This window comes from Streptomyces manipurensis (genome assembly GCF_049570255.1).
In the GTDB taxonomy this organism is placed as follows: Bacteria; Actinomycetota; Actinomycetes; order Streptomycetales; family Streptomycetaceae; genus Streptomyces; species Streptomyces manipurensis.
This window is the reverse complement of sequence record NZ_CP186950.1, coordinates 1,882,604-1,908,056: the sequence shown is the minus strand read 5'-3', so window position 1 is coordinate 1,908,056 and position 25,453 is coordinate 1,882,604. Positions and strand designations below refer to the sequence as shown.

General features: G+C 71.9%; 20 protein-coding genes. 15 read left to right on the top strand and 5 right to left on the bottom strand.

Translation table 11 applies throughout. The annotated features are described in order from the left end of the window. The first annotated feature begins 173 nt into the window (after positions 1–173). Positions 174–3,155 (top strand): excinuclease ABC subunit UvrA, encoded by a 2,982-nt coding sequence (gene uvrA, locus ACPU2J_RS08775; protein ID WP_420081154.1) that lies wholly within the window; start codon positions 174–176, stop codon positions 3,153–3,155. Between the two features lie 231 nt (positions 3,156–3,386). Here uvrA and ACPU2J_RS08770 read toward each other — a convergent pair whose 3' ends face one another. After that, the gene (locus ACPU2J_RS08770; protein ID WP_365138692.1) at positions 3,387–4,268 is read right to left on the bottom strand and encodes a carbohydrate kinase family protein; all 882 of its coding nucleotides are present in this window, start codon (positions 4,266–4,268) and stop codon (positions 3,387–3,389) included. A 124-nt stretch (positions 4,269–4,392) separates the two neighbouring features. Between ACPU2J_RS08770 and ACPU2J_RS08765 the strand changes: the two genes are divergently transcribed. Then, positions 4,393–4,824: a Rieske (2Fe-2S) protein gene (locus ACPU2J_RS08765; protein WP_365074152.1), complete on the top strand. Its 432-nt coding sequence runs from the start codon at positions 4,393–4,395 to the stop codon at positions 4,822–4,824. A 36-nt stretch (positions 4,825–4,860) separates the two neighbouring features. Here ACPU2J_RS08765 and ACPU2J_RS08760 read toward each other — a convergent pair whose 3' ends face one another. After that, on the bottom strand, positions 4,861–5,805 hold the full coding sequence (locus ACPU2J_RS08760) for a hypothetical protein (RefSeq protein WP_365493812.1): 945 nt from the start codon (positions 5,803–5,805) through the stop codon (positions 4,861–4,863). Between the two features lie 231 nt (positions 5,806–6,036). On the opposite strand from ACPU2J_RS08760, the gene ACPU2J_RS08755 reads away from it, so the two are divergent. The 13 genes from ACPU2J_RS08755 (at position 6,037) to pgi (ending at position 21,905) form a co-directional block, all read left to right on the top strand. Further along, entirely contained in the window at positions 6,037–6,642 is a 606-nt protein-coding gene (locus tag ACPU2J_RS08755; protein ID WP_420081155.1) for a papain-like cysteine protease family protein, read from the top strand. A gap of 5 nt (positions 6,643–6,647) precedes the next feature. Next, positions 6,648–7,466: a hypothetical protein gene (locus ACPU2J_RS08750; protein WP_420082470.1), complete on the top strand. Its 819-nt coding sequence runs from the start codon at positions 6,648–6,650 to the stop codon at positions 7,464–7,466. 281 nt (positions 7,467–7,747) lie between these two features. Further along, positions 7,748–9,784: an excinuclease ABC subunit UvrC gene (uvrC, locus tag ACPU2J_RS08745; protein WP_420081156.1), complete on the top strand. Its 2,037-nt coding sequence runs from the start codon at positions 7,748–7,750 to the stop codon at positions 9,782–9,784. After that, positions 9,781–10,728, top strand: a complete 948-nt coding sequence (gene rapZ / locus ACPU2J_RS08740) for an RNase adapter RapZ (RefSeq protein ID WP_361591861.1) — start codon at positions 9,781–9,783, stop codon at positions 10,726–10,728. Before uvrC ends, rapZ begins: the two co-directional genes overlap by 4 nt. Beyond that, on the top strand, positions 10,725–11,780 hold the full coding sequence (locus ACPU2J_RS08735; protein ID WP_399818337.1) for a gluconeogenesis factor YvcK family protein: 1,056 nt from the start codon (positions 10,725–10,727) through the stop codon (positions 11,778–11,780). Before rapZ ends, ACPU2J_RS08735 begins: the two co-directional genes overlap by 4 nt. Next, entirely contained in the window at positions 11,771–12,766 is a 996-nt protein-coding gene (whiA, locus tag ACPU2J_RS08730; protein ID WP_030009075.1) for a DNA-binding protein WhiA, read from the top strand. Before ACPU2J_RS08735 ends, whiA begins: the two co-directional genes overlap by 10 nt. 137 nt (positions 12,767–12,903) lie before the next feature. Next, positions 12,904–15,864 carry a M14 family zinc carboxypeptidase gene (locus ACPU2J_RS08725; RefSeq protein ID WP_423833036.1) on the top strand — a complete coding sequence of 987 codons (2,961 nt, stop codon included), beginning with the start codon at positions 12,904–12,906 and terminating at the stop codon, positions 15,862–15,864. 232 nt (positions 15,865–16,096) lie between these two features. Further along, on the top strand, positions 16,097–17,101 hold the full coding sequence (gene gap, locus ACPU2J_RS08720; protein ID WP_391346984.1) for a type I glyceraldehyde-3-phosphate dehydrogenase: 1,005 nt from the start codon (positions 16,097–16,099) through the stop codon (positions 17,099–17,101). Positions 17,102–17,228: 127 nt separating this feature from the next. Continuing rightward, positions 17,229–18,440, top strand: a complete 1,212-nt coding sequence (locus tag ACPU2J_RS08715) for a phosphoglycerate kinase (RefSeq protein WP_423833035.1) — start codon at positions 17,229–17,231, stop codon at positions 18,438–18,440. A 5-nt stretch (positions 18,441–18,445) separates the two neighbouring features. Further along, entirely contained in the window at positions 18,446–19,222 is a 777-nt protein-coding gene (tpiA, locus tag ACPU2J_RS08710; protein ID WP_361591852.1) for a triose-phosphate isomerase, read from the top strand. Between the two features lie 129 nt (positions 19,223–19,351). Continuing rightward, positions 19,352–19,582 carry a preprotein translocase subunit SecG gene (gene secG, locus ACPU2J_RS08705; RefSeq protein ID WP_030388924.1) on the top strand — a complete coding sequence of 77 codons (231 nt, stop codon included), beginning with the start codon at positions 19,352–19,354 and terminating at the stop codon, positions 19,580–19,582. Positions 19,583–19,764: 182 nt separating this feature from the next. Next, positions 19,765–20,100: an RNA polymerase-binding protein RbpA gene (locus ACPU2J_RS08700; protein ID WP_010352468.1), complete on the top strand. Its 336-nt coding sequence runs from the start codon at positions 19,765–19,767 to the stop codon at positions 20,098–20,100. 149 nt (positions 20,101–20,249) lie between these two features. Further along, the gene (pgi, locus tag ACPU2J_RS08695; RefSeq protein WP_420082471.1) at positions 20,250–21,905 is read left to right on the top strand and encodes a glucose-6-phosphate isomerase; all 1,656 of its coding nucleotides are present in this window, start codon (positions 20,250–20,252) and stop codon (positions 21,903–21,905) included. Between the two features lie 88 nt (positions 21,906–21,993). Here the strand turns inward: pgi and pgl are convergent, their stop codons facing one another. The 3 genes from pgl to zwf all read right to left on the bottom strand — a co-directional run bounded on the left by pgl (position 21,994) and on the right by zwf (position 25,450). After that, complete coding sequence (gene pgl / locus ACPU2J_RS08690; RefSeq protein ID WP_420081159.1) at positions 21,994–22,776, bottom strand: 6-phosphogluconolactonase; 783 nt, start codon at positions 22,774–22,776, stop codon at positions 21,994–21,996. A 113-nt stretch (positions 22,777–22,889) separates the two neighbouring features. After that, positions 22,890–23,927, bottom strand: a complete 1,038-nt coding sequence (gene opcA / locus ACPU2J_RS08685) for a glucose-6-phosphate dehydrogenase assembly protein OpcA (RefSeq protein WP_420081160.1) — start codon at positions 23,925–23,927, stop codon at positions 22,890–22,892. Then, the gene (gene zwf / locus ACPU2J_RS08680) at positions 23,924–25,450 is read right to left on the bottom strand and encodes a glucose-6-phosphate dehydrogenase (protein ID WP_420081161.1); all 1,527 of its coding nucleotides are present in this window, start codon (positions 25,448–25,450) and stop codon (positions 23,924–23,926) included. The genes opcA and zwf overlap by 4 nt, the downstream gene beginning before the upstream one ends. Positions 25,451–25,453: the final 3 nt, after the last annotated feature.

Genomic DNA, 25,453 nt, shown 5'->3' with positions numbered 1-25,453 from the left:
AGTGGCCCGGCTCCCTCAGGCACACGATCGGGTGAAGAGGTCTCCGGAGTGCCGTAAATCGAATGTGCGTGCTATACGCTCGAAGTCAAGACCCCACTCCACCGCTGCGGCGCCCCCCATACCCTGGACAGCCGGGGCAGTGCCCCGCTCTCTCAAGAAAGGTGCGGACCGGCGTGACCGACCGTCTCATCGTTCGTGGCGCTCGCGAGCACAACCTCAAGAACGTCTCGCTCGACCTGCCCCGCGACTCGCTCATCGTCTTCACCGGACTCTCCGGGTCGGGCAAGTCCTCCCTGGCCTTCGACACGATCTTCGCCGAGGGCCAGCGCCGCTACGTCGAGTCGCTCTCGTCGTACGCCCGCCAGTTCCTCGGGCAGATGGACAAGCCCGACGTCGACTTCATCGAGGGCCTCTCGCCGGCCGTCTCCATCGACCAGAAGTCCACCTCGCGCAACCCGCGCTCGACCGTCGGCACCATTACCGAGGTCTACGACTACCTCCGCCTGCTCTTCGCCCGCATCGGCAAGCCGCACTGCCCCGAATGCCGCCGGCCCATCTCCCGCCAGTCGCCGCAGGCCATCGTCGACAAGGTGCTGGCGCTGCCCGAGGGCAGCCGCTTCCAGGTGCTCTCGCCGCTCGTGCGCGAGCGCAAGGGCGAGTTCGTCGACCTCTTCTCCGACCTGCAGACCAAGGGCTACAGCCGGGCGCGGGTGGACGGGGAGACCATCCAGCTCTCCGAGCCGCCCACGCTGAAGAAGCAGGAGAAGCACACCATCGAGGTGGTCATCGACCGCCTCACGGTCAAGGACAGCGCCAAGCGCCGGCTGACCGACTCCGTCGAGACGGCCCTCGGCCTCTCCGGCGGCATGGTGATCCTGGACTTCGTCGACCTCGCCGAGGACGACCCGGAGCGTGAGCGGATGTATTCCGAGCACCTCTACTGCCCCTACGACGACCTCTCCTTCGAGGAGCTGGAGCCGCGCTCCTTCTCCTTCAACTCGCCCTTCGGTGCCTGCCCCGAGTGCACCGGCATCGGCACCCGCATGGAGGTCGACCCGGAGCTGATCGTCCCGGACGAGGACAAGTCCCTGGACGAGGGCGCGGTCTCCCCGTGGGCGCTCGGCCACACCAAGGACTACTTCCAGCGGCTGATCGGCGCCCTCGCCGGGGAGCTAGGCTTCCGCACCGACATCCCCTGGGCCGGGCTGCCCGCCCGCGCGAAGAAGGCCCTGCTGTACGGCCACAAGACGCAGATCGAGGTCCGCTACCGCAACCGGTACGGGCGCGAGCGGGCCTACACGACGGCCTTCGAGGGCGCCGTGCCGTTCGTGAAGCGCCGGCACGCCGAGTCCGAGAGCGACGCCAGCCGCGAGCGCTTCGAGGGCTACATGCGCGAGGTGCCCTGTCCGACCTGCGAGGGCACCCGCCTCAAGCCGATCGTGCTCGCCGTGACGGTGATGGAGAAGTCCATCGCCGAGGTCGCCGCCATGTCGATCAGCGAGTGCGCCGACTTCCTCGGCCGCCTGCGCCTCGACGCCCGCGACAAGAAGATCGCCGAGCGGGTCCTCAAGGAGGTCAACGAGCGGCTCCGCTTCCTCGTGGACGTCGGCCTGGACTACCTCTCGCTCAACCGCGCCGCCGGCACCCTCTCCGGCGGCGAGGCCCAGCGCATCCGGCTCGCCACCCAGATCGGCTCCGGCCTGGTCGGCGTGCTGTACGTGCTGGACGAGCCCTCCATCGGCCTGCACCAGCGGGACAACCACCGGCTGATCGAGACCCTCGTCCGGCTGCGCGACATGGGCAACACGCTCATCGTCGTCGAGCACGACGAGGACACCATCAAGGTGGCCGACTGGGTGGTGGACATCGGCCCGGGCGCGGGTGAGCACGGCGGCAAGGTGGTCCACAGCGGTTCCCTGAAGGAGCTGCTGAAGAACACCGAGTCGATGACCGGGCAGTACCTCTCGGGCAAGAAGTCCATCGAGATCCCGGACGTCCGCCGCCCGGTGAACGGCGAGCGCAGGCTCACCGTCCACGGGGCCAAGGAGAACAACCTCCGGGACATCGACGTCTCCTTCCCCCTCGGCGTGCTCACGGCCGTGACGGGCGTGTCGGGCTCCGGCAAGTCCACCCTGGTCAACGACATCCTCTACACGCACCTGGCCCGCGAGCTGAACGGCGCCCGTTCGGTGCCGGGGCGCCACACGCGGGTGGACGGCGACGAGCTCGTCGACAAGGTGGTGCACGTCGACCAGTCGCCGATCGGCCGGACCCCCCGGTCGAACCCGGCCACGTACACCGGTGTCTTCGACCACGTCCGCAGGCTCTTCGCGGAGACGATGGAGGCGAAGGTGCGCGGCTACCTGCCGGGCCGCTTCTCCTTCAACGTCAAGGGCGGCCGGTGCGAGAACTGCGCCGGCGACGGCACGATCAAGATCGAGATGAACTTCCTGCCGGACGTCTACGTCCCCTGCGAGGTCTGCCACGGCGACCGGTACAACCGGGAGACGCTGGAGGTCCACTACAAGGGCAAGTCGATCGCCGAGGTGCTGAACATGCCGATCGAGGAGGCCCTGGGCTTCTTCGAGGCGGTCCCGACGATCGCGCGGCACCTGAAGACGCTGAACGAGGTCGGCCTCGGCTACGTCCGGCTCGGCCAGTCCGCGCCGACCCTCTCGGGCGGTGAGGCGCAGCGCGTGAAGCTGGCCTCCGAGCTGCAGAAGCGCTCGACGGGCCGGACGGTCTACGTGCTGGACGAGCCGACGACGGGCCTGCACTTCGAGGACATCTCGAAGCTGATCAAGGTGCTGTCGGGGCTGGTCGACAAGGGCAACTCGGTGATCGTCATCGAGCACAACCTGGACGTCATCAAGACCGCGGACTGGGTCATCGACATGGGCCCCGAAGGCGGCTACGGCGGCGGCCAGGTGGTGGCCGAGGGCACCCCCGAGCAGGTCGCGTCGGTGGGCGCGAGCCACACCGGCAAGTTCCTGCGGGACATCCTCGGGGCGGACCGGGTCTCCGACGCGGGGGCGCCTCCGGCGCGGGCCGCCGCGAAGAAGACCCCGGCCAGGAAGGCGGCCGCCGCGAAGAAGGCGGCTCCCGCCAAGAAGACGGTGGCCAAGAAGACGACGGCGAGGGCCCGCAAGGCCTAGTCGCTGCGCTCGGCTCGGCAGCACAGGAGGGGCCCGGCCGTCGTACCGGGCCCCTCCCGCCGTCCCGGGGCCTGCCCCGGTCCCCGTTCGGCGGAGACCCCACCGCGCCGTGGCCGGGCGGAAGGGGCCCGGGGCCGGTGCGGGGGCTGCGCGGCCGGACCCGGCGGGCCGGTGGCGCGGCGCTCGTGCCGTCCGGCGGCTGTGCGCCGGGTTCCGCCGCCGGCCGGGAGGCTAGGCGCCGAGCTCCGCCGCGTACGGGGGTTCGGCGCCCGGGCGGGTGCAGGTCAGGGCCGCCGCGTGGGCGGCGTACGCCAGGACCTCCGGCCAGTCCACCGGCCCGCCGGGAGCGGCCGTGAGCCGGTGCAGCAGGGCGGCGTTCACGGTGTCGCCCGCGCCGATGGTGTCCGCCACCGCGACCGGGCGGGCCGCCGCCGAGTACTCCCGGCCGTCCCGCGTGCGGACCGTCAGGCCGGCCGCGCCACGGGTGAGGACCACCGCCGACGGCCCGGCCGCCAGCCAGTCGTCGACCCGCCCTCCCAGCCAGGCCGCGTCCTCCTCCGACAGCTTCAGCACGCTCGTGTGCGGCAGCAGCCGCTCGGCGAACCTGGCGCGGTGGGCCGCCGGGTCCGCGATCAGCGCGGGGCGGATGTTGGGGTCCAGCAGGGTCAGCAGCCCGCGCCGCGACTCCCGGCGCAGCAGGGCCTCGTAGGCGCTCGCACCCGGTTCCAGGACCAGCGAGCAGGTGCCGAGGGCGAGGGCCCGGGCCGCGTCCGGGAGGGCGGCCGGCAGGCCGAAGAGCCGGTCCGCGGTGCCCTCCACGTAGAACCCGTACGACGCCGAGCCGTCCGGGGCCAGCGACGGCACGGCGAGGGTGGTCGGTTCCGGCCCGCGCTGCACCAGCGACACGTCCACCCCGGCCGCGCGCAGCCCGGCCAGCAGGCCCTCGCCGAACCCGTCCGCCGAGACCCGGGAGCAGAAGGCCACCTCGGCGCCGAGCCGCCCGAGCGCGACCGCGGTGTTGTACGGCCCCCCGCCCGGCCGGGGGAGCAGCGCGCCCGGCGGCTGCGCGAGGGGCACCAGGTCGATGAGGGCTTCTCCGCCGACGACGATCACGCGGGGGAAGGTACCCCATACGGCGGCGGTATCGTCGGGTGGGCCGCCGGTGCCCGGGCCGGGATCCCTCCCGCGTCCGCGTTCCGCACGCCGCCCGACCGCGCCCGTACCCCAGGAGATCCGCATGTCCGCGCCGCAGCCCGCCGCCCGCCGTACCGTCCTCAAGGGCGCCGCCGCGCTCGCCGGTGCCGCCGGGGCGGCGGCGGTGCTCACGGCCTGCTCCACGCAGACCAACAGCGGCGGCGGCACGCCCGCCACCCCCACCGCCCCCGTGGACCTGGGCGCGGCCGCCGAGGTGCCGGTGGGCGGCGCGAAGCTGTACCGCGAGGAGAAGCTGGTCGTCAGCTGTCCGGCGGAGGGACGCTACAAGGCCTTCAGCGCCCAGTGCACGCACTCCGGCTGCGTCCTGGACAAGATCGTCGAGGGTGAGGGGAACTGCCCCTGCCACGGCAGCCGCTTCGACGTGGCCACCGGCGCCGTCCTGCGCGGCCCCGCCGCCCAGCCGCTGCCCGAGGTCCCGGTCAAGGCCGAGAACGGCCGGCTCGTCGCGGGCTGAGCCCGCACCGGCCCGCACCAGGTGCGCGGGAGCCGGTCAGTCCCAGTCCCAGGCGATGCCCAGGATGCCGCGCCGGACCGACTGGTCGACCAGGTGCACGGCGCGGTGCCGGCCGCTCGGCGTCAGGTCCGCCACGCCGGTGTGCGGGGACTGCGGTCCGCTGCGGGCGAAGCGCCGGCAGCGCACCGGCAGCGCCGCCTCGTCGAAGCGGACCTGGAGCATGTACTGCCCGCCCGCGTAGCTGAAGCCGCGGACGTACTCGCCGCTGCGCGGCCCCGTGCCGTCCTCGACGCCGTAGCCGAACACGTACGTGTCCCCGCGCCGCAGCCGGGCGTCGAAGAGCAGCTCGGCGACCACGATCCCGGCTTCCGGATGGCACCGCACGCGTCCGGTGCGGCAGTTCTCGTACGCGGTGACGCGGACCCGGGACACGTCGCAGCCGGGGTCGCCCTGGTGGACCGCGAGATAGCGGTCGACGCCGTCGCGGTGGGCGCGGACGATCTGCTGCGACTCGCGGGTCCGCAGCTCACCCGCCGCTCCGATGCGGACCCGTTCGTGGTGCCCGACCGAGTGCAGGCCGCCGTCCGGCGGGAGGTCCATCCCGTCCAGCAGGTGCTCCACCGTCCCGCCCACGCCGAGCAGCGCCCGGTAGGAGCGGCCGGGCGGGCGGCGTGCGCCGCCGCCCGCGGGCCGGGGGTCGGCCAGCAGGCGGACCAGGGACCCGTCGGGCAGTTCCAGGATCCGTTCCAGTGCGGTGACGGCCCGCAGGGACTCGGGGTGGTGCGGCCGGCGGGCGCCGCGCTGCCAGTAGCTGAGGCTGGTCACCCCGACCTTGATGCCCTGCGCCGCGAGGCGGTGCTGGACCCGGTGCAGGGGCAGCCCGCGCGCGGCGAGTGCGGCGCGCAGGGCGAGGTGGAAGGGGCCGCCGCGCAGCAGCCGGTTCAGTTCGGCGGTACTCGCGGGGTCGGTGGAAGGCCGCATCGCGACTCCTCTGTGAACGTTCACACGCGCCGTGGTGGGGGTCACGGCGGCAGCGTCGGGGGGGCCAGGTGAAACGACAGCAACCGTTCACACCGCAGTCCCACCGTTCACACTGCAACGTCATCGCGTATTGAAGCGTGTTGACCTGATCGCGACAACTCCCTGATGCTCCTGCACAGCGTCCGGACGCGCTCCTCCACCCCCCCCACTCCCCCCATCGGGAGGAACGCGATGCGCACCCGAAACCGGCGGCTCTCCCCGGCCGCCGCCGTCACCGCCCTGCTCAGCGCCCTGATCCTCGTCCTGCCCGGCGCCGCGACCGCCACCGCGGCGCAGGCCGGCACCGACTCCGCCCTCGCCACCAAGCGGCTCAACATCACGATGCAGGCCCAGCAGAAGACCAACTGGTGCTGGGCCGCGGGAGGCAACACCATCGCCACCTGGTTCGGCCGTGACCACAGCCAGAACCAGTTCTGCAACGCCGCCTTCAACCGCCAGCAGGGCACCGACTGCCCCAACAACCAGGCCACCCTCGGCAACGTCCAGACCGGGCTGCGCTGGGCGGGCGTCAGCCCCGGCTCCTACGTCACCGGCTGGCTGCAGTACTCCACCGTCCAGACCGAGATCAACGCGAACCGGCCGATCGAGACCCGTATCCAGTGGTCGGGCGGCGGCGGCCACATGCACGTCGTCTACGGCTACGACACCGCCTCCAACTGGGTCTACTGGGGCGACCCCTGGCCCTCCAGCGACCGCTACAACTGGGCCTCCCACGCCTGGTACGTCAACAACAACACCTTCTCCTGGACCCACTCTCTCTACCGGATCGGGGCGTGACCGCCATGACCCTGCGCGCTTCGGCCGCCGCGGCCGTCCTCGCGGCCACCGCCCTCCTCGGGCTCGCCGCCCCGCAGGCCGCCACCGCGGCCCCCGTGCCGCAGCCCGCCGCGGCCACCGCCGAGAACAGGGCGGCCGCCGGGCGGGCGGCGGCCGCCCCCGACACCCTGGCCACGCTCTCCCGGTTCTTCGCCCGGGAGGGCAAGGTGTCCCTCGCCGCCGCACGGCCCCGCATCGAGGGCGAGGCGATACCGGTCCACCACCTCTCCCCGGAGTTCGTCGCGGGCCGGGCGGAGGCCCCCGTGGCCCGCCTGGAGTTCCTCGCCAGCCGGGCCGTCTCCTCCGACGGGCAGCAGGCCGCCCTGTGGACCGCGCGGACGGAGGCCGGCTGGCAGGTCGTGAACATCGCGACCGGCGACGACGAGTTCCGCTATGCGCGACAGGGCGCCGCGAAACTGCCCGGCGGGACGGTGTTCCGCGAACCGCAGATCGACGCCTGGTACGTGGCCGACGGCGCAAGGGTGCTGCCGCTGGACGAGGACGCCGAGCGCGCGGTGGGTGCCGCGGGCACGACGCTGGACGCCTACCGGACGCGGGTCGCCCGGGCGTACGGGGACAAGCTCCCCGGTTCCCCGTACGCGGAACGCGGCGCGGCGGGCGGCTACGCGGAGGCCGGTGCGGTGCCGGTCCCTGCGCCGGTCGCTGCGCCGGCCGCCGCCGAGGGGGCCGAGGTGCCCTGGGCGGCGGGGGCCGGTGTGCTGGCGCTCGGGGTGCTGGGTGCGGCCGCCGTGCGGCGCTCCCGCCGGGCGGGCCCGCGGGCCTGAGCGGCCGCCCCCGCGGGGCCCGGCCCGCCCCCCACCCCGGGGCCGGGCCCCGCGGGCGGCTCTCCCCGCCCCGCCCTTCCCCCGTTCCCCGGGGCTCCGCCCCCGACCCCGCGCCTCAATCGCCGGCGGGGCTGGTCGGGGTGCCCCGGTGCTCCGCCCCGGACCCCGCGCCTCAGTCGCCGGACGGGCTGAAACCCGGCCCGGCGGCCCCTGCCCGCGTACCGCGCCGGAGGCCAAAGGGCTGCGGGGCGTTGTCGGTGCGCGCCAGTAGGGTGGGCGGCATGGCCGACCCTTCCAGCTATCGTCCCCAGCCGGGTCAGATCCCCGACTCCCCGGGGGTCTACCGATTCCGCGACGAGCACCGCCGGGTGATCTACGTCGGGAAGGCCAAGAGCCTGCGCCAGCGCCTGGCGAACTACTTCCAGGACGTCGCGGGACTGCACCCCCGCACCGCCACCATGGTCACCACCGCCGCCTCCGTCGAGTGGACCGTGGTGTCCACCGAGGTCGAGGCGCTGCAGCTGGAGTACTCCTGGATCAAGGAGTACGACCCCCGGTTCAACGTCAAGTACCGCGACGACAAGAGCTACCCGTCCCTCGCCGTCACCCTCGGCGAGGAGTACCCGCGCGTCCAGGTCATGCGCGGCCCCAAGAAGAAGGGCGTGCGCTACTTCGGGCCGTACGCGCACGCCTGGGCCATCCGCGAGACCGTCGACCTGATGCTCCGGGTGTTCCCCGTACGGACCTGCTCCGCCGGGGTGTTCAAGCGCTCCGCCCAGATCGGCAGGCCGTGCCTGCTCGGCTACATCGGCAAGTGCTCCGCGCCCTGCGTCGGCCGGGTCACCCCCGAGGAGCACCGCGAACTGGCCGAGGAGTTCTGCGACTTCATGGCCGGCCGCACCGGCGCCTACCTCTCCCGGCTGGAGAAGGAGATGCACCTCGCGGCCGAGGACATGGAGTACGAGAAGGCCGCCCGGCTGCGCGACGACATCGGGGCGCTGCGCCGGGCCATGGAGAAGAACGCCGTCGTCCTCGCCGACGCCACCGACGCCGACCTGATCGCGGTCGCCGAGGACGAGCTCGAAGCCGCCGTGCAGATCTTCCACGTCCGCGGCGGCCGGGTCAGGGGCCAGCGCGGCTGGGTCACCGACAAGGTCGAGGCCGTCGACACCGCCGGCCTGGTCGAGCACGCCCTCCAGCAGCTGTACGGCGAGGAGAAGGGCGAGTCCGTCCCCAAGGAGGTGCTGGTCCCGGCCCTCCCCGAGGACACGCAGGCGATGGCCCAGTGGCTCGCCGGGCGCCGCGGTTCGCAGGTCAGCCTCCGGATACCGCAGCGCGGTGACAAGAAGGCCCTCATGGAGACCGTCCACCGCAACGCGCAGCAGTCCCTCGCCCTGCACAAGACCAAGCGCGCCGCGGACCTCACGACCCGCTCGCGGGCCCTGGAGGAGATCGCCGAGGCCCTCGACCTGGACGGCGCGCCGCTGCGCATCGAGTGCTTCGACATCTCCCACCTCCAGGGGGACGACGTCGTCGCCTCCATGGTCGTCTTCGAGGACGGACTCGCCCGCAAGAGCGAGTACCGGCGCTTCCAGATCAAGTCCTTCGCCGGCCAGGACGACGTCCGCTCCATGCACGAGGTGGTCTCGCGCCGCTTCCGCCGCTACCTCCAGGAGAAGCTGAGGACCGGCGAGTGGGAGGCCGAGGAAGGCGAGGGAGCGGCGCCGGAGGACGACGGCAGGCCCAAGCGCTTCGCGTACCCGCCGCAGCTCGTCGTGGTCGACGGCGGGCAGCCGCAGGTCGCCGCCGCCAAGCGGGCCCTGGAGGAGCTGGGGATCGACGACGTCGCCGTGTGCGGGCTGGCCAAGCGGCTGGAGGAGGTCTGGCTGCCGGGTGAGGACGACCCGGTCGTGCTGCCCCGCACCAGCGAGGGCCTCTACCTGCTCCAGCGGGTGCGTGACGAAGCCCACCGCTTCGCCATCCAGTACCAGCGCAGCAAGCGCGGCAAGCGCCTGAAATCGGGGCCGCTGGACGAGGTGCCGGGCCTCGGCGAGAGCCGCAAGCAGGCCCTGGTGAAGCACTTCGGTTCGGTGAAGAAGCTGAGACAGGCGACAATCGAGCAGATCTGCGAGGTCCCGGGTGTCGGCCGCAAGACGGCCGAGACCGTGGCCGCGGCCCTCGCCGGGGCGGTCCCCGCCGGTCCTGCCGTGAACACGGCCACAGGAGAGATCATTGAGGACGAGACCTCCGCCCCGGCCGGCGGAGGCGCCCCCGGCGACAGCCGGGGGACACCGTCCGAACGGGGGACCGAGCAATGACCGAGCCGAACAGCACGCACGACCGAGACGGAGCACAGGTGAGTACCGGCACGACAGTGGAGCCCGGTGAGACCGCAGAGGCGGCCATCCCCGAGCTGGTGATCATCTCCGGTATGTCCGGGGCCGGCCGCAGCACGGCGGCCAAGTGTCTGGAGGACCTCGGCTGGTTCGTCGTCGACAACCTCCCGCCGGCGCTGATCCCCACCATGGTGGAGCTCGGCGCCCGCTCCCAGGGCAACGTGGCGCGCATCGCCGTCGTCGTCGACGTCCGCGGACGCCAGTTCTTCGACGCCCTGCGCGAGTCGCTCGCCGACCTCGACAGCAAGGGCGTCACCCGCCGCATCGTCTTCCTGGAGTCCTCCGACGACGCGCTGGTCCGCCGCTTCGAGTCGGTCCGCCGCCCGCACCCGCTCCAGGGCGACGGCCGCATCACCGACGGCATCGCCGCCGAGCGCGACCTGCTGCGCGAGCTGCGCGGCGACGCCGACCTGGTGATCGACACCTCCAGCCTCAACGTGCACGAGCTGCGCGCCAAGATGGACGCCCAGTTCGCCGGGGACGAGGAGCCCGAGCTGCGGGCCACCGTCATGTCCTTCGGCTTCAAGTACGGCCTCCCCGTCGACGCCGACCTGGTCGTGGACTGCCGCTTCATCCCGAACCCGCACTGGGTGCCGGAGCTGCGCCCCTTCACCGGGCTCAACGAGGAGGTGTCGGGGTACGTCTTCAGCCAGCCCGGCGCCAAGGAGTTCCTCGACCGCTACAGCGAGCTGCTCCAGCTCATCGCCACCGGCTACCGCCGCGAGGGCAAGCGCTACGTGACCATCGCGGTCGGGTGCACGGGCGGCAAGCACCGCAGCGTCGCCATGTCCGAGAAGCTCGCCGCCCGCCTCGCCTCCGAGGGAGTCGAGACCGTCGTCGTCCACCGGGACATGGGGCGCGAGTGACCGCACGGACCCCGCGGCTGAGCCGCCTGCGCCGCCTCACCCCGGGACGGGGCGAGGACGGCGCGGGACGCTCCGGCCGCCGGCGCGGCGCGACGCCCAAGGTGGTCGCGCTCGGAGGCGGACAGGGGCTGTCGGCCTCCCTCGCCGCGCTGCGCCGCATCACCGGTGACCTCACCGCCGTGGTCACCGTCGCCGACGACGGCGGCTCCAGCGGCCGGCTCCGCGAGGAGCTCGGCGTGCTGCCGCCCGGAGACCTGCGCAAGGCGCTGGCCGCGCTCTGCGGGGACGACGACTGGGGGCAGACCTGGGCGCGCGTCATCCAGCACCGCTTCCAGTCCGAGGGCGACCTGCACGGGCACGCCGTCGGCAACCTGCTGATCGTCGCCCTGTGGGAGCAGCTCGGCGACCCCGTCCAGGCCCTGGACCTGGTGGGCAGGCTGCTCGGCGCCCAGGGCCGCGTGCTGCCGATGTCGGCGGTGCCCCTGGAGCTCCAGGCGCTGGTGCGGGGCCACGACCCGGCCCGACCCGAGGACGTGGACACCGTCCGCGGACAGGCCACGGTGGCCCTCACCCCGGGCGAGGTGCAATCCGTACAGCTGGTGCCGACGGCCCCGCCGGCCGTGCCCGAGGCCGTCGCGGCGGTGCTCGACGCCGACTGGGTGGTGCTGGGTCCGGGGTCGTGGTTCTCCTCCGTCATCCCGCACCTGCTGGTGCCGGAACTGCTCGACGCGCTGATCGAGACGAAGGCCCGACGGGTCCTGTCGCTGAACCTCGCGCCGCAGCCCGGCGAAACAGAGGGCTTCTCTCCGCAGCGTCATTTGGAGGTTTTGGCCCGACACGCCCCTAAACTCGCCCTGGACGTGGTGCTGGCCGACGAGGCCGCCGTGCCCGACCGCGAGTCCCTCGCCGATGCCGCGAAACGGTTCGGAGCCGCGGTCGAGCTGGCCCCCGTGGCCAGGCAGGACGGCTCGCCGAAGCACGACCCGGAGCTGCTGGCCGCCGCGTACGACCGTATTTTTCGGATGCATGGAAGGATCGGCCCATGGCGATGACGCCAGCGGTGAAGGATGAGATCTCCCGGCTCCCCGTCACCCGGACCTGCTGCAGGAAAGCGGAGGTCTCGGCGATCCTTCGGTTCGCGGGCGGGCTGCACCTGGTGAGCGGCCGGATCGTCATCGAGGCGGAGCTCGACACGGGGATCGCCGCCCGGCGCCTGCGCAAGGACATCCTGGAGATCTTCGGCCACTCCTCGGACCTGGTCGTGATGGCACCCGGCGGACTGCGCCGCGGCAGCCGCTACGTGGTGCGCGTGGTCGCCGGCGGCGACCAGCTGGCGCGCCAGACGGGCCTCGTGGACGGCCGCGGGCGCCCCATCCGGGGCCTCCCGCCCCAGGTGGTGTCCGGAGCGACCTGCGACGCCGAGGCGGCGTGGCGCGGCGCCTTCCTGGCCCACGGCTCGCTCACCGAGCCCGGCCGGTCCTCCTCCCTGGAGGTCACCTGCCCCGGCCCGGAGGCCGCCCTGGCCCTGGTGGGTGCCGCCCGTCGGCTCTCCATCGCCGCGAAGGCGCGCGAGGTGCGCGGGGTGGACCGGGTCGTCGTCCGCGACGGCGACGCGATCGGTGCCCTGCTCACCCGGCTCGGCGCGCACGAGTCGGTGCTGGCCTGGGAGGAGCGGCGGATGCGGCGCGAGGTCCGCGCCACGGCCAACCGCCTCGCCAACTTCGACGACGCCAACCTGCGCCGCTCGGCCCGGGCTGCCGTGGCCGCCGGAGCCCGCGTGCAGCGCGCCCTGGAGATCCTCGGCGAGGAGGTGCCCGAGCACCTCGCGGCCGCCGGCCGGCTGCGCATGGAGCACAAGCAGGCCTCCCTGGAGGAGCTGGGCGCCCTGGCCGACCCGCCGCTGACCAAGGACGCGGTCGCGGGCCGGATCCGGCGCCTGCTGGCGATGGCCGACAAGCGCGCCCAGGACCTCGGCATCCCGGGCACGGAGTCGAACCTGGACCTCAGTGAGGAAATGGCCGACAACATGGCCGGTTAGCCCGAAGCCCTACGGCAGAAGGGGTCCGCGCGATCACTCGTGCGGGCCCCTTCGCCGCACGCCCCATTGACATGAGCATGGGTGGTCTTGAGTCTGGCGTCCGAACCTTTCGTGGCAGACGACGCCCAGGGGGGCACATGAGTCACCGCGCGAGAGTCATCCTCGCCGCAAGCGCACTCGTCTTCGGAACCACACTCGCCGCGTTGCCCGCGGCCGCCCAGGCCCAGCCCGCTCCCGGCGCCGCGTCCGGCGCCGACGAGGTACGCGTCTACGACGCCGACATCACCCGGGAACAGGTCCCGCTCGTCCTCGCCGCCGGCCAGGACGCCCACGAGCTCGCCGAACGCGCCCCGGAGACCGGCACCGCCCACGTCGAGCTCTACCTCACCGCCGGCCAGGCGGCCGGTCTCACCGCCCAGGGGATCGAGCTCGCCGAGCGGAAGCCGGCCGACCGGGGACGCGCCCGCGCCGAGGCCGCCGGGGACGGCGTCTTCCGCCCGTACAGCGGCAAGGGCGGCCTCCAGGAGGAGATCCTGCGCACCGCCCGGGAGAACCCGGCGCTCACCAAGGTCGTCTCCATCGGCAAGACCGTCCAGGGCAAGGACATCCTCGCCCTCAAGGTCAGCAAGAACGCGAAGAGGACCAGGGACGGCTCCAAGCCCTCCGTGCTCTACATGTCCAACCAGCACGCCCGTGAGTGGATCACCCCCGAGATGACCCGGCGGCTGATGCACCACACCCTCGACAACTACGGCAAGGACCAGCGGATCACGAAGCTCGTGGACTCCAGCGAGCTGTGGTTCCTGCTCTCCGCCAACCCCGACGGCTACGACTTCACGCACGCCGCCGAGGGCCGTCGGCTGTGGCGCAAGAACCTGCGCGACACCAACGGCGACGGGAAGATCACCGCCGGCGACGGCGTGGACCTCAACCGCAACTTCGCCTACAAGTGGGGCTACGACAACGAGGGCTCCTCGCCCGACCCGGCGAGCGAGACCTACCGCGGCCCCACCGCGTCCTCCGAGCCCGAGACCGTCGCCCTCGACGCCTTCGAGAAGCGCATCGGCTTCGACTACGCCATCAACTACCACTCCGCCGCCGAGCTGATCCTCTACGGCGTCGGCTGGCAGGTGGCCACCCCCACGCCCGACGACATCGCCTACAAGGCCCTCGCCGGCACCCCCGAGAACCCCGCGGTCCCGGGCTACTACCCGCAGGTGTCCTCGGAGCTCTACACCACCAACGGCGAGGCCGACGGCCACGGCGCCAACGTCAACGGCATCATGATGTTCACGCCGGAGATGACCACCTGCCAGACCGCCTCGGCGATCGACCCGGACGACCGGTGGAAGCCCGAGGACTGTGCCTCCGGCTTCAACTTCCCCGACGACGAGAAGCTCATCCAGGCGGAGTTCGCCAAGAACGTCCCCTTCGCCCTCGCGGTCGGCGAGAGCGCCGCCCGCCCGGACCGCCCGGTCTCCTCCGTCGGCCTGAGCGCGGCCGACTTCACCACGGACCCCTTCACCACCTCCTACGCGGCCCGCGGCCAGGACCAGGAGGTCGCCGTCACGGCCCGCAAGGCGCTGAAGGACAAGGAGCTCAACTACCGGATCAACGGCGGCCGCACGCACGACGAGGACCTGAAGGCCTGGAAGGGCGGGGAGGTCTACGGCGGCGAGGACAACAACTGGTTCGACGAGTACCGCGCCGAGGTCGAGGGCGCCCGGCCCGGCGACAGGGTCGAGGTCTGGTTCACCGGCCGCGACGGCTCCGGCAGGCAGGTCTCCAGCGAGCACTTCACGTACACGGTGGCCGAGCGGCCGCGCGCCGACGTCCTGGTGATCGCCGAGGAGGGGGCCGCCGCCCAGCACGCCCAGAAGTACGTCGACGCGCTGCGCGCGGGCGGCCGCTCGGCCGCGGTCTGGGACGTCGCCGTCCAGGGCGTCCCGCACCACCTCGGGGTCCTGTCCCACTTCGGTGCGGCCGTCCACTACACCGGGGCCAAGTCCCCGGGCGGGGACACGCAGTCGGCGATCCGCGACTTCCTCAACGAGGGCGGCCGGCTGGTCGAGGCCGGCGAGCTGGCCGGCGGCAACGCCCAGGTCGGCCGCGCCGTGACCAACGACTTCAGCCAGTACTGGCTCGGTGCCTACGGCCGTACGAGCACCCCCGGTGCCACCGGCTTCGCCGGCGCCGGCGCCCTGAACGGCGCGGGCGGCGGCCTCGGCGACGCGGCCGGCAACCCGCTGAACGCCCCCGGCGCCTACACGGTGACCTCCGACACCCTGGCCCCCGCGCAGTTCCCGCAGTTCAAGAGCGCGCAGGCGGGCCAGTACACCGGCATCACCAACCCGTACGCCCCCTACGCCGGCACCGGGATGGCGTCCGCGCTGCACACCGACAGCGACTGGAAGCGGCTGGTGCGCACCGTCGACCTCACCGGCGTCACCGCGGGCGACAAGCCGCAGCTGAAGCTCGCCCTCAACTGGAACACCGAGGAGGGCTACGACCACGCCGCGCTGGAGGCCCGTACCGCGGGCGGCGAGGACTGGACCATGCTGCCCGAGGCGGGCGGCCTGAGCAGCGCGGCCGTCCCGGAGGAGTGCGAGGCCGGGTTCTTCGTCAACGGCCACCCGTTCCTGCGCCATTACCTGACCCTGGACGCCGGCGGCTGCACCGCGCAGGGCACCAGCGGGCGGTGGAACACCTTCACCGGGTCCTCCGGCGGCTGGAAGCAGGTCTCCTTCGACCTGAGCGCGTACGCGGGCAGGTCCGTGGAGCTCTCGCTGTCCTCCATCACCGACCCCGGCTCGGGCGGCCGCGGCGTCTTCGCGGACGAGGTCCGGCTCGCGACGACCGCGGGGGAGCAGGCCGTCGAGGGCTTCGAGACCTCCCTCGGGGCCTGGGCGGCCGGGGGCGCACCGGCCGGGAGCCCCGAGGTCGCGGGCGACTGGTCGCGCACCGGGGAGCTCTTCCGTTCCTACGCCTCCGTGACCACGCGTGACACCGTGCTCCTCGGATTCGGCCTGGAACACCTGCCCGCGGCGAAGGACCGCGCGGTACTCGTCGGTAAGGCGCTCCGGGCGCTCGACCGCTGATCGACGACCCCTCCGGCGCTCACCCTGAGTGACCGGGACCGGGGCCCCGGGGCCCGTGCCGGAGCGTCCGGTACGCGGCCCCGGCGCGGGTACCCCCGTGAAGCGGGGGGAGTGTCAGGCCCCGACCGATGTGACCCAAAAGCTCACGGAGAGGTAGGGTCGTAAGCGGTCGGGGACATCCCATTTCAGCTCGCCGGCGCTCTTACCGGCGCACCAACGAGGAGATCGGTTCGTGACGATCCGCGTAGGCATCAATGGTTTTGGCCGAATTGGTCGCAACTACTTCCGGGCGCTCCTGGAGCAGGGAGCGGACATCGAGATCGTCGGTGTCAACGACCTGACTGACAACGCCACCCTGGTGCACCTTCTCAAGTACGACACCATCCTGGGCCGCCTCAAGGCCGAGGTCTCCCACACCGACGACACCATCACCGTCGGCGGCAACACCTTCAAGACCTTCGCCGAGCGCGACCCCGCCAACCTCCCCTGGGGCGAGCTGGGCGCCGACATCGTCATCGAGTCGACCGGCATCTTCACGAAGAAGGCCGACGCCGCCAAGCACCTCGCGGCCGGCGCGAAGAAGGTCCTCATCTCGGCCCCGGCCAAGGACGAGGACATCACCATCGTGATGGGCGTCAACCACGACAAGTACGACGCGGCCGCGCACCACGTCATCTCCAACGCGTCCTGCACCACGAACTGCGTGGCGCCGATGGCCAAGGTCCTCGACGAGAACTTCGGCATCGTCAAGGGCATGATGACGACGGTCCACGCGTACACGAACGACCAGCGCATCCTGGACTTCCCGCACTCGGACCTGCGCCGCGCCCGCGCCGCCGCCGAGAACATCATCCCGACGTCCACCGGTGCCGCCAAGGCCACCGCGCTGGTCCTCCCGCAGCTGAAGGGCAAGCTGGACGGCATCGCGATGCGCGTCCCGGTCCCCACCGGCTCGGTCACCGACCTCGTCCTGGAGCTCGACCGCGAGGTCACCCGCGACGAGATCAACGCCGCCTTCCAGAAGGCCGCGGAGGGCCAGCTGCGGGGCATCCTCGACTACACCGAGGACGCGATCGTCTCCTCCGACATCGTGAACTGGCCGGCGTCCTGCACCTTCGACTCCTCCCTGACCATGGTCCAGGGCAAGCAGGTCAAGGTCGTCGGCTGGTACGACAACGAGTGGGGCTACTCGAACCGTCTCGTGGACCTCACGGTCTTCGTCGGCGGCCGGCTCTGAGTTTCCAGGGCTGACACCACGATGTGAAGCACAGGGTCCGGGCCGCGCGACGATGCGCGGACCGGACCCTGTAGCTTGCCAGTCGTTCTTCGCCCCCGACACGGGCGCCCAAAGGAGTCAGAAACACATGAAGACGATCGACGAACTGCTCGCCGAAGGCGTCAAGGGCAAGCGGGTCTTCGTCCGCGCGGACCTCAACGTCCCGCTCGCCGAGGGCACCATCACCGACGACGGCCGCATCCGCGCCGTCCTGCCCACGATCGCGAAGCTCGCCGAGTCCGGCGCCCGCGTCGTCGTGGCCTCGCACCTCGGCCGCCCCAAGGGCGCCCCGGACCCGGCCTTCTCCCTGGCGCCCGCCGCCGCGCGACTCGGTGAACTGCTCGGCGCGGAGGTCGCGTTCGCCACCGACACCGTCGGTTCCTCCGCCAAGGAGACCGTCGGCGCCCTCACCGACGGCCGTGTGGCCGTCATCGAGAACCTCCGCTTCAACGCCGGCGAGACCTCGAAGGACGACGCCGAGCGCGGCGCCTTCGCCGAGCAGCTGGCGGAGCTCGCCGACCTCTACGTCGGCGACGGCTTCGGCGCCGTCCACCGCAAGCACGCCTCGGTCTTCGACCTGCCTGGGCGCCTGCCCCACGCGGCCGGCTACCTGATCGCCACCGAGGTCGGCGTCCTGAAGAAGCTGACCGACGAGGTCAAGCGCCCCTACGTCGTCGTCCTCGGCGGCGCCAAGGTCTCCGACAAGCTCGCCGTCATCGACGAGCTGCTCGGCAAGGCCGACCGCCTGCTCATCGGCGGCGGCATGGCCTACACCTTCCTCTACGCCAAGGGCTACGAGGTCGGCATCTCCCTGCTCCAGAAGGACCAGGTCGACGTCGTCAAGGAGTACATGGCCCGCGCCGAGGCCAACGGCGTGGAGCTGGTCCTGCCGGTGGACATCCTGGCCTCGGCCGAGTTCCCCGACCTGAAGACCAAGGCCCCGGCCGACTTCACCGTCGTCGACGCGGACGGGATCCCCGCCGACAAGGAGGGTCTGGACATCGGTCCGAAGACCCGCGAGCTGTACGCGTCGAAGATCGCCGACGCGGAGACCGTCTTCTGGAACGGTCCCCTGGGCGTCTTCGAGCACCCCGACTACGCCGGAGGCACCCGCGCGATCGCGCAGGCCCTCGTCGACAGCGACGCCTTCACCGTCGTGGGCGGCGGCGACAGCGCCGCCGCGGTCCGCACCCTGGGCTTCGACGAGAACGCTTTCGGCCACATTTCCACCGGCGGCGGCGCCTCCCTCGAATACCTCGAGGGCAAGACGCTCCCCGGCCTCGCCGCCCTGGAGGGCTGAACCGCATGACCACCCGCACCCCGCTCATGGCGGGCAACTGGAAGATGAACCTCAACCACCTCGAGGCCATCGCCCACGTCCAGAAGCTCGCGTTCGCGCTCGCCGACAAGGACTACGACGCCGTCGAGGTCGCGGTCCTGCCGCCCTTCGTCGACCTGCGCTCGGTCCAGACCCTGGTCGACGGCGACAAGCTGAAGATCAAGTACGGCGCCCAGGACGTCTCGGCGCACGACTCCGGTGCCTACACCGGCGAGATCTCCGGCCCGATGCTGGCGAAGCTGAAGTGCACGTACGTGGCCGTCGGCCACAGCGAGCGCCGCCAGTACCACGGCGAGGACGACGAGATCTGCAACGCCAAGGTCAAGGCCGCGTACAAGCACGGGATCACCCCGATCCTGTGCGTCGGCGAGGGCCTGGACGTCCGCAAGGCCGGACAGCAGGTCCCGCACACCCTCGCCCAGGTCGACGGCGGCCTGAAGGACGTCCCGGCCGAGCAGGTCGAGTCCATCGTGATCGCCTACGAGCCCGTCTGGGCCATCGGCACCGGTGAGGTCGCCACCCCCGAGGACGCCCAGGAAGTCTGCGGGGCGATCCGCGGCCGGCTGGCCGAGCTGTACTCCCAGGAGCTGGCCGACAAGGTCCGCATCCAGTACGGCGGCTCCGTGAAGTCCGGCAACATCGCGGCGATCATGGCCCAGCCCGACGTGGACGGCGCCCTGATCGGCGGCGCGGCGCTCGACGTGGACGAGTTCGTCAAGATCGTCCGCTTCCGCGACCAGTGAGTATGCGGTAGGACCGATCCGTCGTACCCTTGCGGGGGCCAGAGGCTGAACCACCAGCCGCTGGCCCCCGCGCACATCCCGCAAAGCCGGAAAGCCTGAAACGCCAGAAAGTAGGAATCAGCCGTGATTATGGGGTTCTCGATCGCCCTGATCGTCTTCAGCGCCCTGCTGATGCTGCTCGTGCTGATGCACAAGGGCAAGGGCGGCGGCCTCTCCGACATGTTCGGTGGCGGTATGCAGTCGTCGGTCGGCGGTTCCTCCGTCGCGGAGCGGAACCTGGACCGCATCACCGTCGTCGTGGGTCTGCTCTGGTTCGCCTGCATCGTCGCGCTCGGCCTCCTGATGAAGTCGAGCAGCTGACGGATCTCGCCATTCCGGCAGTCCGGTCGATACCGCCAGGCCTATCATGAGGTCCTGCGTCCATGACCTGGAATCAGTAACTCCGGTCACTGGACGTGCGTTGGGCCTTACGTAGACTTGGGCGCTCCGCGGCGGAATTTCCACTCACGCTCCGCGGCACCATCACGCAGGGAGTTACGACCGTGGCAAGTGGCAACGCGATCCGTGGTAGCCGGGTCGGAGCGGGCCCGATGGGTGAGGCGGAGCGCGGCGAATCCGCGCCCCGCCTGCGCATCTCCTTCTGGTGCTCGAACGGGCACGAGACCCAGCCGAGCTTCGCCAGCGACGCGCAGGTGCCGGACACCTGGGACTGCCCGCGCTGCGGGTTCCCGGCAGGCCAGGACCGGGACAACCCGCCCGCGCCGCCGCGCACCGAACCGTACAAGACGCACCTGGCGTACGTCCGTGAGCGGCGCTCGGACGCCGACGGCGAGGCGATCCTCGCCGAGGCCCTCGCCAAGCTCCGGGGCGAGATCTGACGCCGGGGGCGTGAAGGACGTGAGGCCCGGTCGCGCAGGAACATCTCCTGCGCGACCGGGCCTCTTTGTGTGTGTTGTCCCGCTTGTGATCCCTTAGGTTGGAGCACGGCGGGGCACGACAGGACGGAAGAAACGGGTTGATGTCCGAGATGAACGCAGAGAGCAGGGCGAAGCTCAACCGGACGCCGGAGTGGCTGGCACTCGGCAAGCACCGGGAGGAGTTCGGGCAGACGCACCTGCGGGAGCTCTTCGAGGAGAACCCCGGCCGGGGAGCCGGATACACCCTGCGGGTCGGCGACCTGCACATCGACTACGCGAAGCACCTCGTGACCGACGAGACGCTCGCACTGCTGCGCGAGCTGGCCGCGGCCACGGGCGTGGCCGCGCTGCGCGACGCCATGTTCCGCGGCGAGAAGATCAACACCACCGAGGACCGGGCCGTCCTGCACACCGCACTGCGCGCCCCCAGGGGCGCCGTCGTCGAGGTGGACGGCGAGAACGTCGTCCCCCACGTGCACGAGGTCCTGGACAAGATGGCGGACTTCTCCGACCGCATCCGGTCGGGGGAGTGGACGGGCCACACCGGCAAGCGCATCAGGAACGTCGTCAACATCGGCATCGGCGGCTCCGACCTCGGTCCGGCCATGGCCTACGAGGCGCTGCGCGCCTTCGCCGACCGCGGCCTGACCGTCCGCTTCGTCTCCAACGTCGACGGCGCGGACCTGCACGAGGCCGTACGGGACCTGGACCCGGCCGAGACGCTGTTCATCATCGCCTCCAAGACCTTCACCACCATCGAGACCATCACCAACGCGACGTCGGCGCGCGGCTGGCTGCTGGCCGGCCTGGGCGGCGACAGTGCGGCCGTGGCCCGGCACTTCGTGGCCCTCTCGACCAACGCCGAGAAGGTCACCGCGTTCGGCATCGACCCGGCCAACATGTTCGAGTTCTGGGACTGGGTCGGCGGCCGCTACTCCTTCGACTCCGCCATCGGCCTGTCGCTGATGATCGCGATCGGCCCGGACGCCTTCCGCGAGCTGCTCGCAGGCTTCCACCTGATGGACGAGCACTTCCGCACCGCCCCCGCGGAGGAGAACGCCCCCTTCCTGATGGGCCTGTTGGGGATCTGGTACGGGGCCTTCTTCGACGCCCAGTCGCACGCGGTGCTCCCGTACAGCCACTACCTCTCGCGCTTCACCGCGTACTTGCAGCAGCTGGACATGGAGTCCAACGGCAAGTCCGTGGACCGCGACGGCCATCCGGTGGACTGGCAGACCGGCCCGGTGGTCTGGGGCACCCCCGGCACCAACGGGCAGCACGCCTACTACCAGCTCATCCACCAGGGGACCAAGGTGATCCCCGCCGACTTCATCGGCTTCGCCCGCCCGGTCGCGGAGCTGGAGGCCGCCCCGGCCGCCCAGCACGACCTGCTGATGGCGAACTTCTTCGCGCAGACCCAGGCCCTGGCCTTCGGCAAGACCGCCGACGAGGTGCGCGCCGAGGGGGTCCCGGAGCCGCTGGTCCCGCACAAGACCTTCCACGGCAACCACCCGACGACTACCATCCTGGCCCCCGAGCTCACCCCGGGCGTGCTCGGTCAGCTGATCGCCCTCTACGAGCACAAGGTGTTCGTCCAGGGTGCCGTGTGGAACATCGACTCCTTCGACCAGTGGGGCGTCGAGCTCGGCAAGGTCCTCGCCAAGCGCGTCGAGCCCGCCCTGACCGAGGGTGCCGACGTCCCCGGCCTGGACGCCTCCACCAAGGCCCTCGTGGCCACCTACCGGACGCTGCGCGGCCGCGGCTGACCGGCACGTACGTCACGTACGTCACGTACGCGAAGGGCCCGCTCTCTCCGGGAGAGCGGGCCCTTCGCGTACGTGGGGGTGCGTGTCGTCAGGAGGAGACCGGCGGATACATCCCGGCCGGGAGCTTGGCCGCGGCGGCCCGGTCCAGCAGCCACAGGGTCCGCGAGCGCCCGTAGGCCTCGGCGGCCGGGGCCTGCACCCCGCCCGCCCCGCCGAGGGCGATGGAGACCGCCCCGGCCTTGTCCTCGCCGGCCGCCAGCAGCCAGACCTCGCGGGCCGCGCGGATCGCCGGAAGCGTCAGCGAGACCCGGGTGGGCGGGGGCTTCGGGGCCCCGTGGACGCCGACCACCGTCCGCTCGGTCTCGCGGGCCGCCGGGTGCTCGGGGAAGAGCGAGGCCACGTGCGTGTCCGGGCCTACGCCCAGCATCAGCACGTCGAACCGGGGCACCGGCCCGTGGTCCTCCGGACCCGCCGCCGCCGCGAGCTCGGCCGCGTAGGCCGCCGCGGCCGCGTCCACGTCGGCCCCGTACGGGCCGTCCGAGGCCGGCATCACGTGGACGCGCGCCGAGTCCACCGGGACGGAGTCGAGCAGGGCCTCACGGGCCTGGGTGTGGTTGCGCTCGGGGTCGTCGGCGGGCACGTAGCGCTCGTCGCCCCACCACAGGTCGAGCCGCTGCCAGTCGACCGCGTCGCGGGCCGGGGCCGCGGCGAGCGCGGCGAGCAGGCCGTTGCCGTTGCGTCCGCCGGTGAGCACCACGGACGCGGTGCCGCGGGCCGCCTGCGCGTCCACGATCTTCGTGATGAGCCGGGCGGCCGTGGCCTGCGCCATCAGCTCCTTGTCCCGGTGGACGACGACCTGGGGAGTCGTCATACCCATGTGCTGCCGCCTTCTGTGGAGTTCCGGGGGTGCGCATGCCGCTGCGCGGAGCCCGTCCCCGCCCGGACCCGGCGAAAGGGCGGGGAGAAGCTCCGCGCAGCGGGTGGTTACTTGGCCGGGGTCTTCTTCGACGGCTTGGCGGCCGGCTTCGAAGGCTCGGCCTTGGCCGGAGCGACCGCCTCATCCGTGGCCGGAGCTTCGGCCTCCGGCTTCGAGGAGGCCGCCGCCAGCTGGGACACGCCGTACTTCAGCGAGGCCTCGTACGTGTTGTCCGGGTCCAGCCGGCGCAGCTCCTCCGCCAGCAGCTCGGCCGTGTCACGGCGCTTGAGCGCCACGTTCCGGTCGGGCTGCCCCGGCATGCACAGCGTCGCCAGGCCGCCGTCCGCGCGGTTCAGGACGATGTCGCCGTCCTTGGTCGACAGACGTACGGCCGTCAGGCCCGGACCCGCCGACAGCGTGCGCCGGACCGGGACCTGGAGCCGGTCGGCCAGCCACATCGCCAGCAGCTCGCAGCTCGGGTTGTCGGCCTCGCCCTCGACGGTCGCCGAGACGACGCCCAGGGCCTGCTGGTCCAGTGCCGCGGCCAGCATGGAACGCCACGGGGTGATCCGGGTCCAGGACAGGTCCGTGTCACCGGGGGCGTAGGCGCCCGCCCGGGCGCCGAGCGTCCCCACGGGGTCCTCGCAGGAGTAGGTGTCCGTGATCCTGCGCTGCCCCAGCGCGCCCAGCGGGTCGCCCGCCAGGTCCGTCGGGGCACCGTCCGGCCACCAGACGACCACGGGGGCGTCCGGGAGGAGCAGCGGGAGAACCACCGACTGGGCGTGGTCGACCAGTTCGCCGTGAAGGCGGAGCACGACCGTCTCACCGCTGCCGGCGTCCGCCCCGACGCGGACTTCCGCGTCGAGCCGGGCGTCACGGCGGCTGCGTGGGGAGCGGCTGGCCCGCTTGATGACGACGACGATCCGCGAGGGGTGTTCGTGGGACGCGTCGTTCGCCGACTTGAGCGCGTCGTACGCGTTCTCCTCGTCGGTCACGATCACCAGCGTGAGGACCATGCCCACGGCCGGCGTGCCGATGTCCCGGCGTGCCTGCACCATCGCGGCATTGATCTTGCTGGAGTTGGTCTCCGTGAGGTCGATCTTCATGGCCGGCGCCAGCTCCGTCCGTCTCGTGCGAGCATCTCGTCCGCCTCGACCGGCCCCCAGGTTCCCGCCGGGTACTGCGCGGGCTTGCCGTGCTTGTCCCAGTACTCCTCGATCGGGTCGAGGATGTTCCAGGACAGCTCGACCTCCTGGTGGCGGGGGAAGAGGTTCGCGTCGCCGAGGAGCACGTCGAGGATGAGCCGCTCGTACGCCTCGGGGCTCGACTCCGTGAAGGACTCGCCGTAGGCGAAGTCCATCGTGACGTCCCGGACCTCCATGGAGGTGCCCGGGACCTTGGAGCCGAAGCGGACCGTGACGCCCTCGTCCGGCTGCACCCGGATGACCAGGGCGTTCTGCCCCAGCTCCTCGGTCGCGCCCGACTCGAACGGCAGGTACGGGGCCCGCTTGAAGACCACCGCGATCTCCGTCACCCGGCGGCCCAGGCGCTTGCCGGTCCGCAGGTAGAAGGGGACGCCCGCCCAGCGGCGGTTGTTGATCTCCAGACGGACGGCCGCGTAGGTGTCGGTCTTCGACTTGGGGTCGATGCCGTCCTCTTCGAGGTAGCCGACGACCTTCTCGCCGCCCTGCCATGCCGCCGAGTACTGGCCGCGCACGGTGTGCTTGCCCAGGTCCTCGGGCAGCTCCACCGCGGTCAGCACCTTGAGCTTCTCGGCCACCAGCGCCTTGGGGTGGAAGGAGCCGGGCTCCTCCATCGCCGTCAGCGCGAGCAGCTGGAGCAGGTGGTTCTGGATGACGTCGCGGGCGGCGCCGATGCCGTCGTAGTAGCCGGCCCGGCCGCCGATGCCGATGTCCTCGGCCATGGTGATCTGCACGTGGTCGACGTACGACCGGTTCCAGATCGGCTCGAACATCGTGTTCGCGAAGCGGAGCGCCAGGATGTTCTGGACGGTCTCCTTGCCGAGGTAGTGGTCGATGCGGAAGACCTCGTCACGGGGGAAGACCTCGTGGACGACCTTGTTGAGCTCCTCGGCGCTCTTCAGGTCGTGGCCGAAGGGCTTCTCGATGACGGCGCGCCGCCAGGAGCCCTCCTTCTGGGCCAGGCCGTGGTCCTTGAGCTGCTGGACCACCTTGGGGAAGAACTTGGGCGGGACGGACAGGTAGAAGGCGAAGTTGCCGCCCGTGCCCTGCGCCTTGTCCAGGTCCTCGATCGTCGCCTTCAGGGTCTCGAAGGCGGCGTCGTCGTCGAAGTCGCCCTGCACGAACCGGCAGCCCTGCACCAGCTGCGCCCAGACCTCCTCACGGAAGGGGGTGCGCGAGTGCTCCTTGACCGCCTCGTACACCTCCTGGGCGAAGTCCTCGTGCTCCCACTCGCGGCGGGCGAACCCGATCAGCGAGAAGCCCGGGGGGAGCAGGCCGCGGTTGGCCAGGTCGTAGACGGCAGGCATCAGCTTCTTGCGCGACAGGTCACCCGTAACGCCGAAAATGACCAGGCCGGACGGCCCCGCGATACGCGGGAGCCGCCGGTCCTGTGCGTCACGAAGCGGGTTCGCTCCGTTTACAGACAAAGT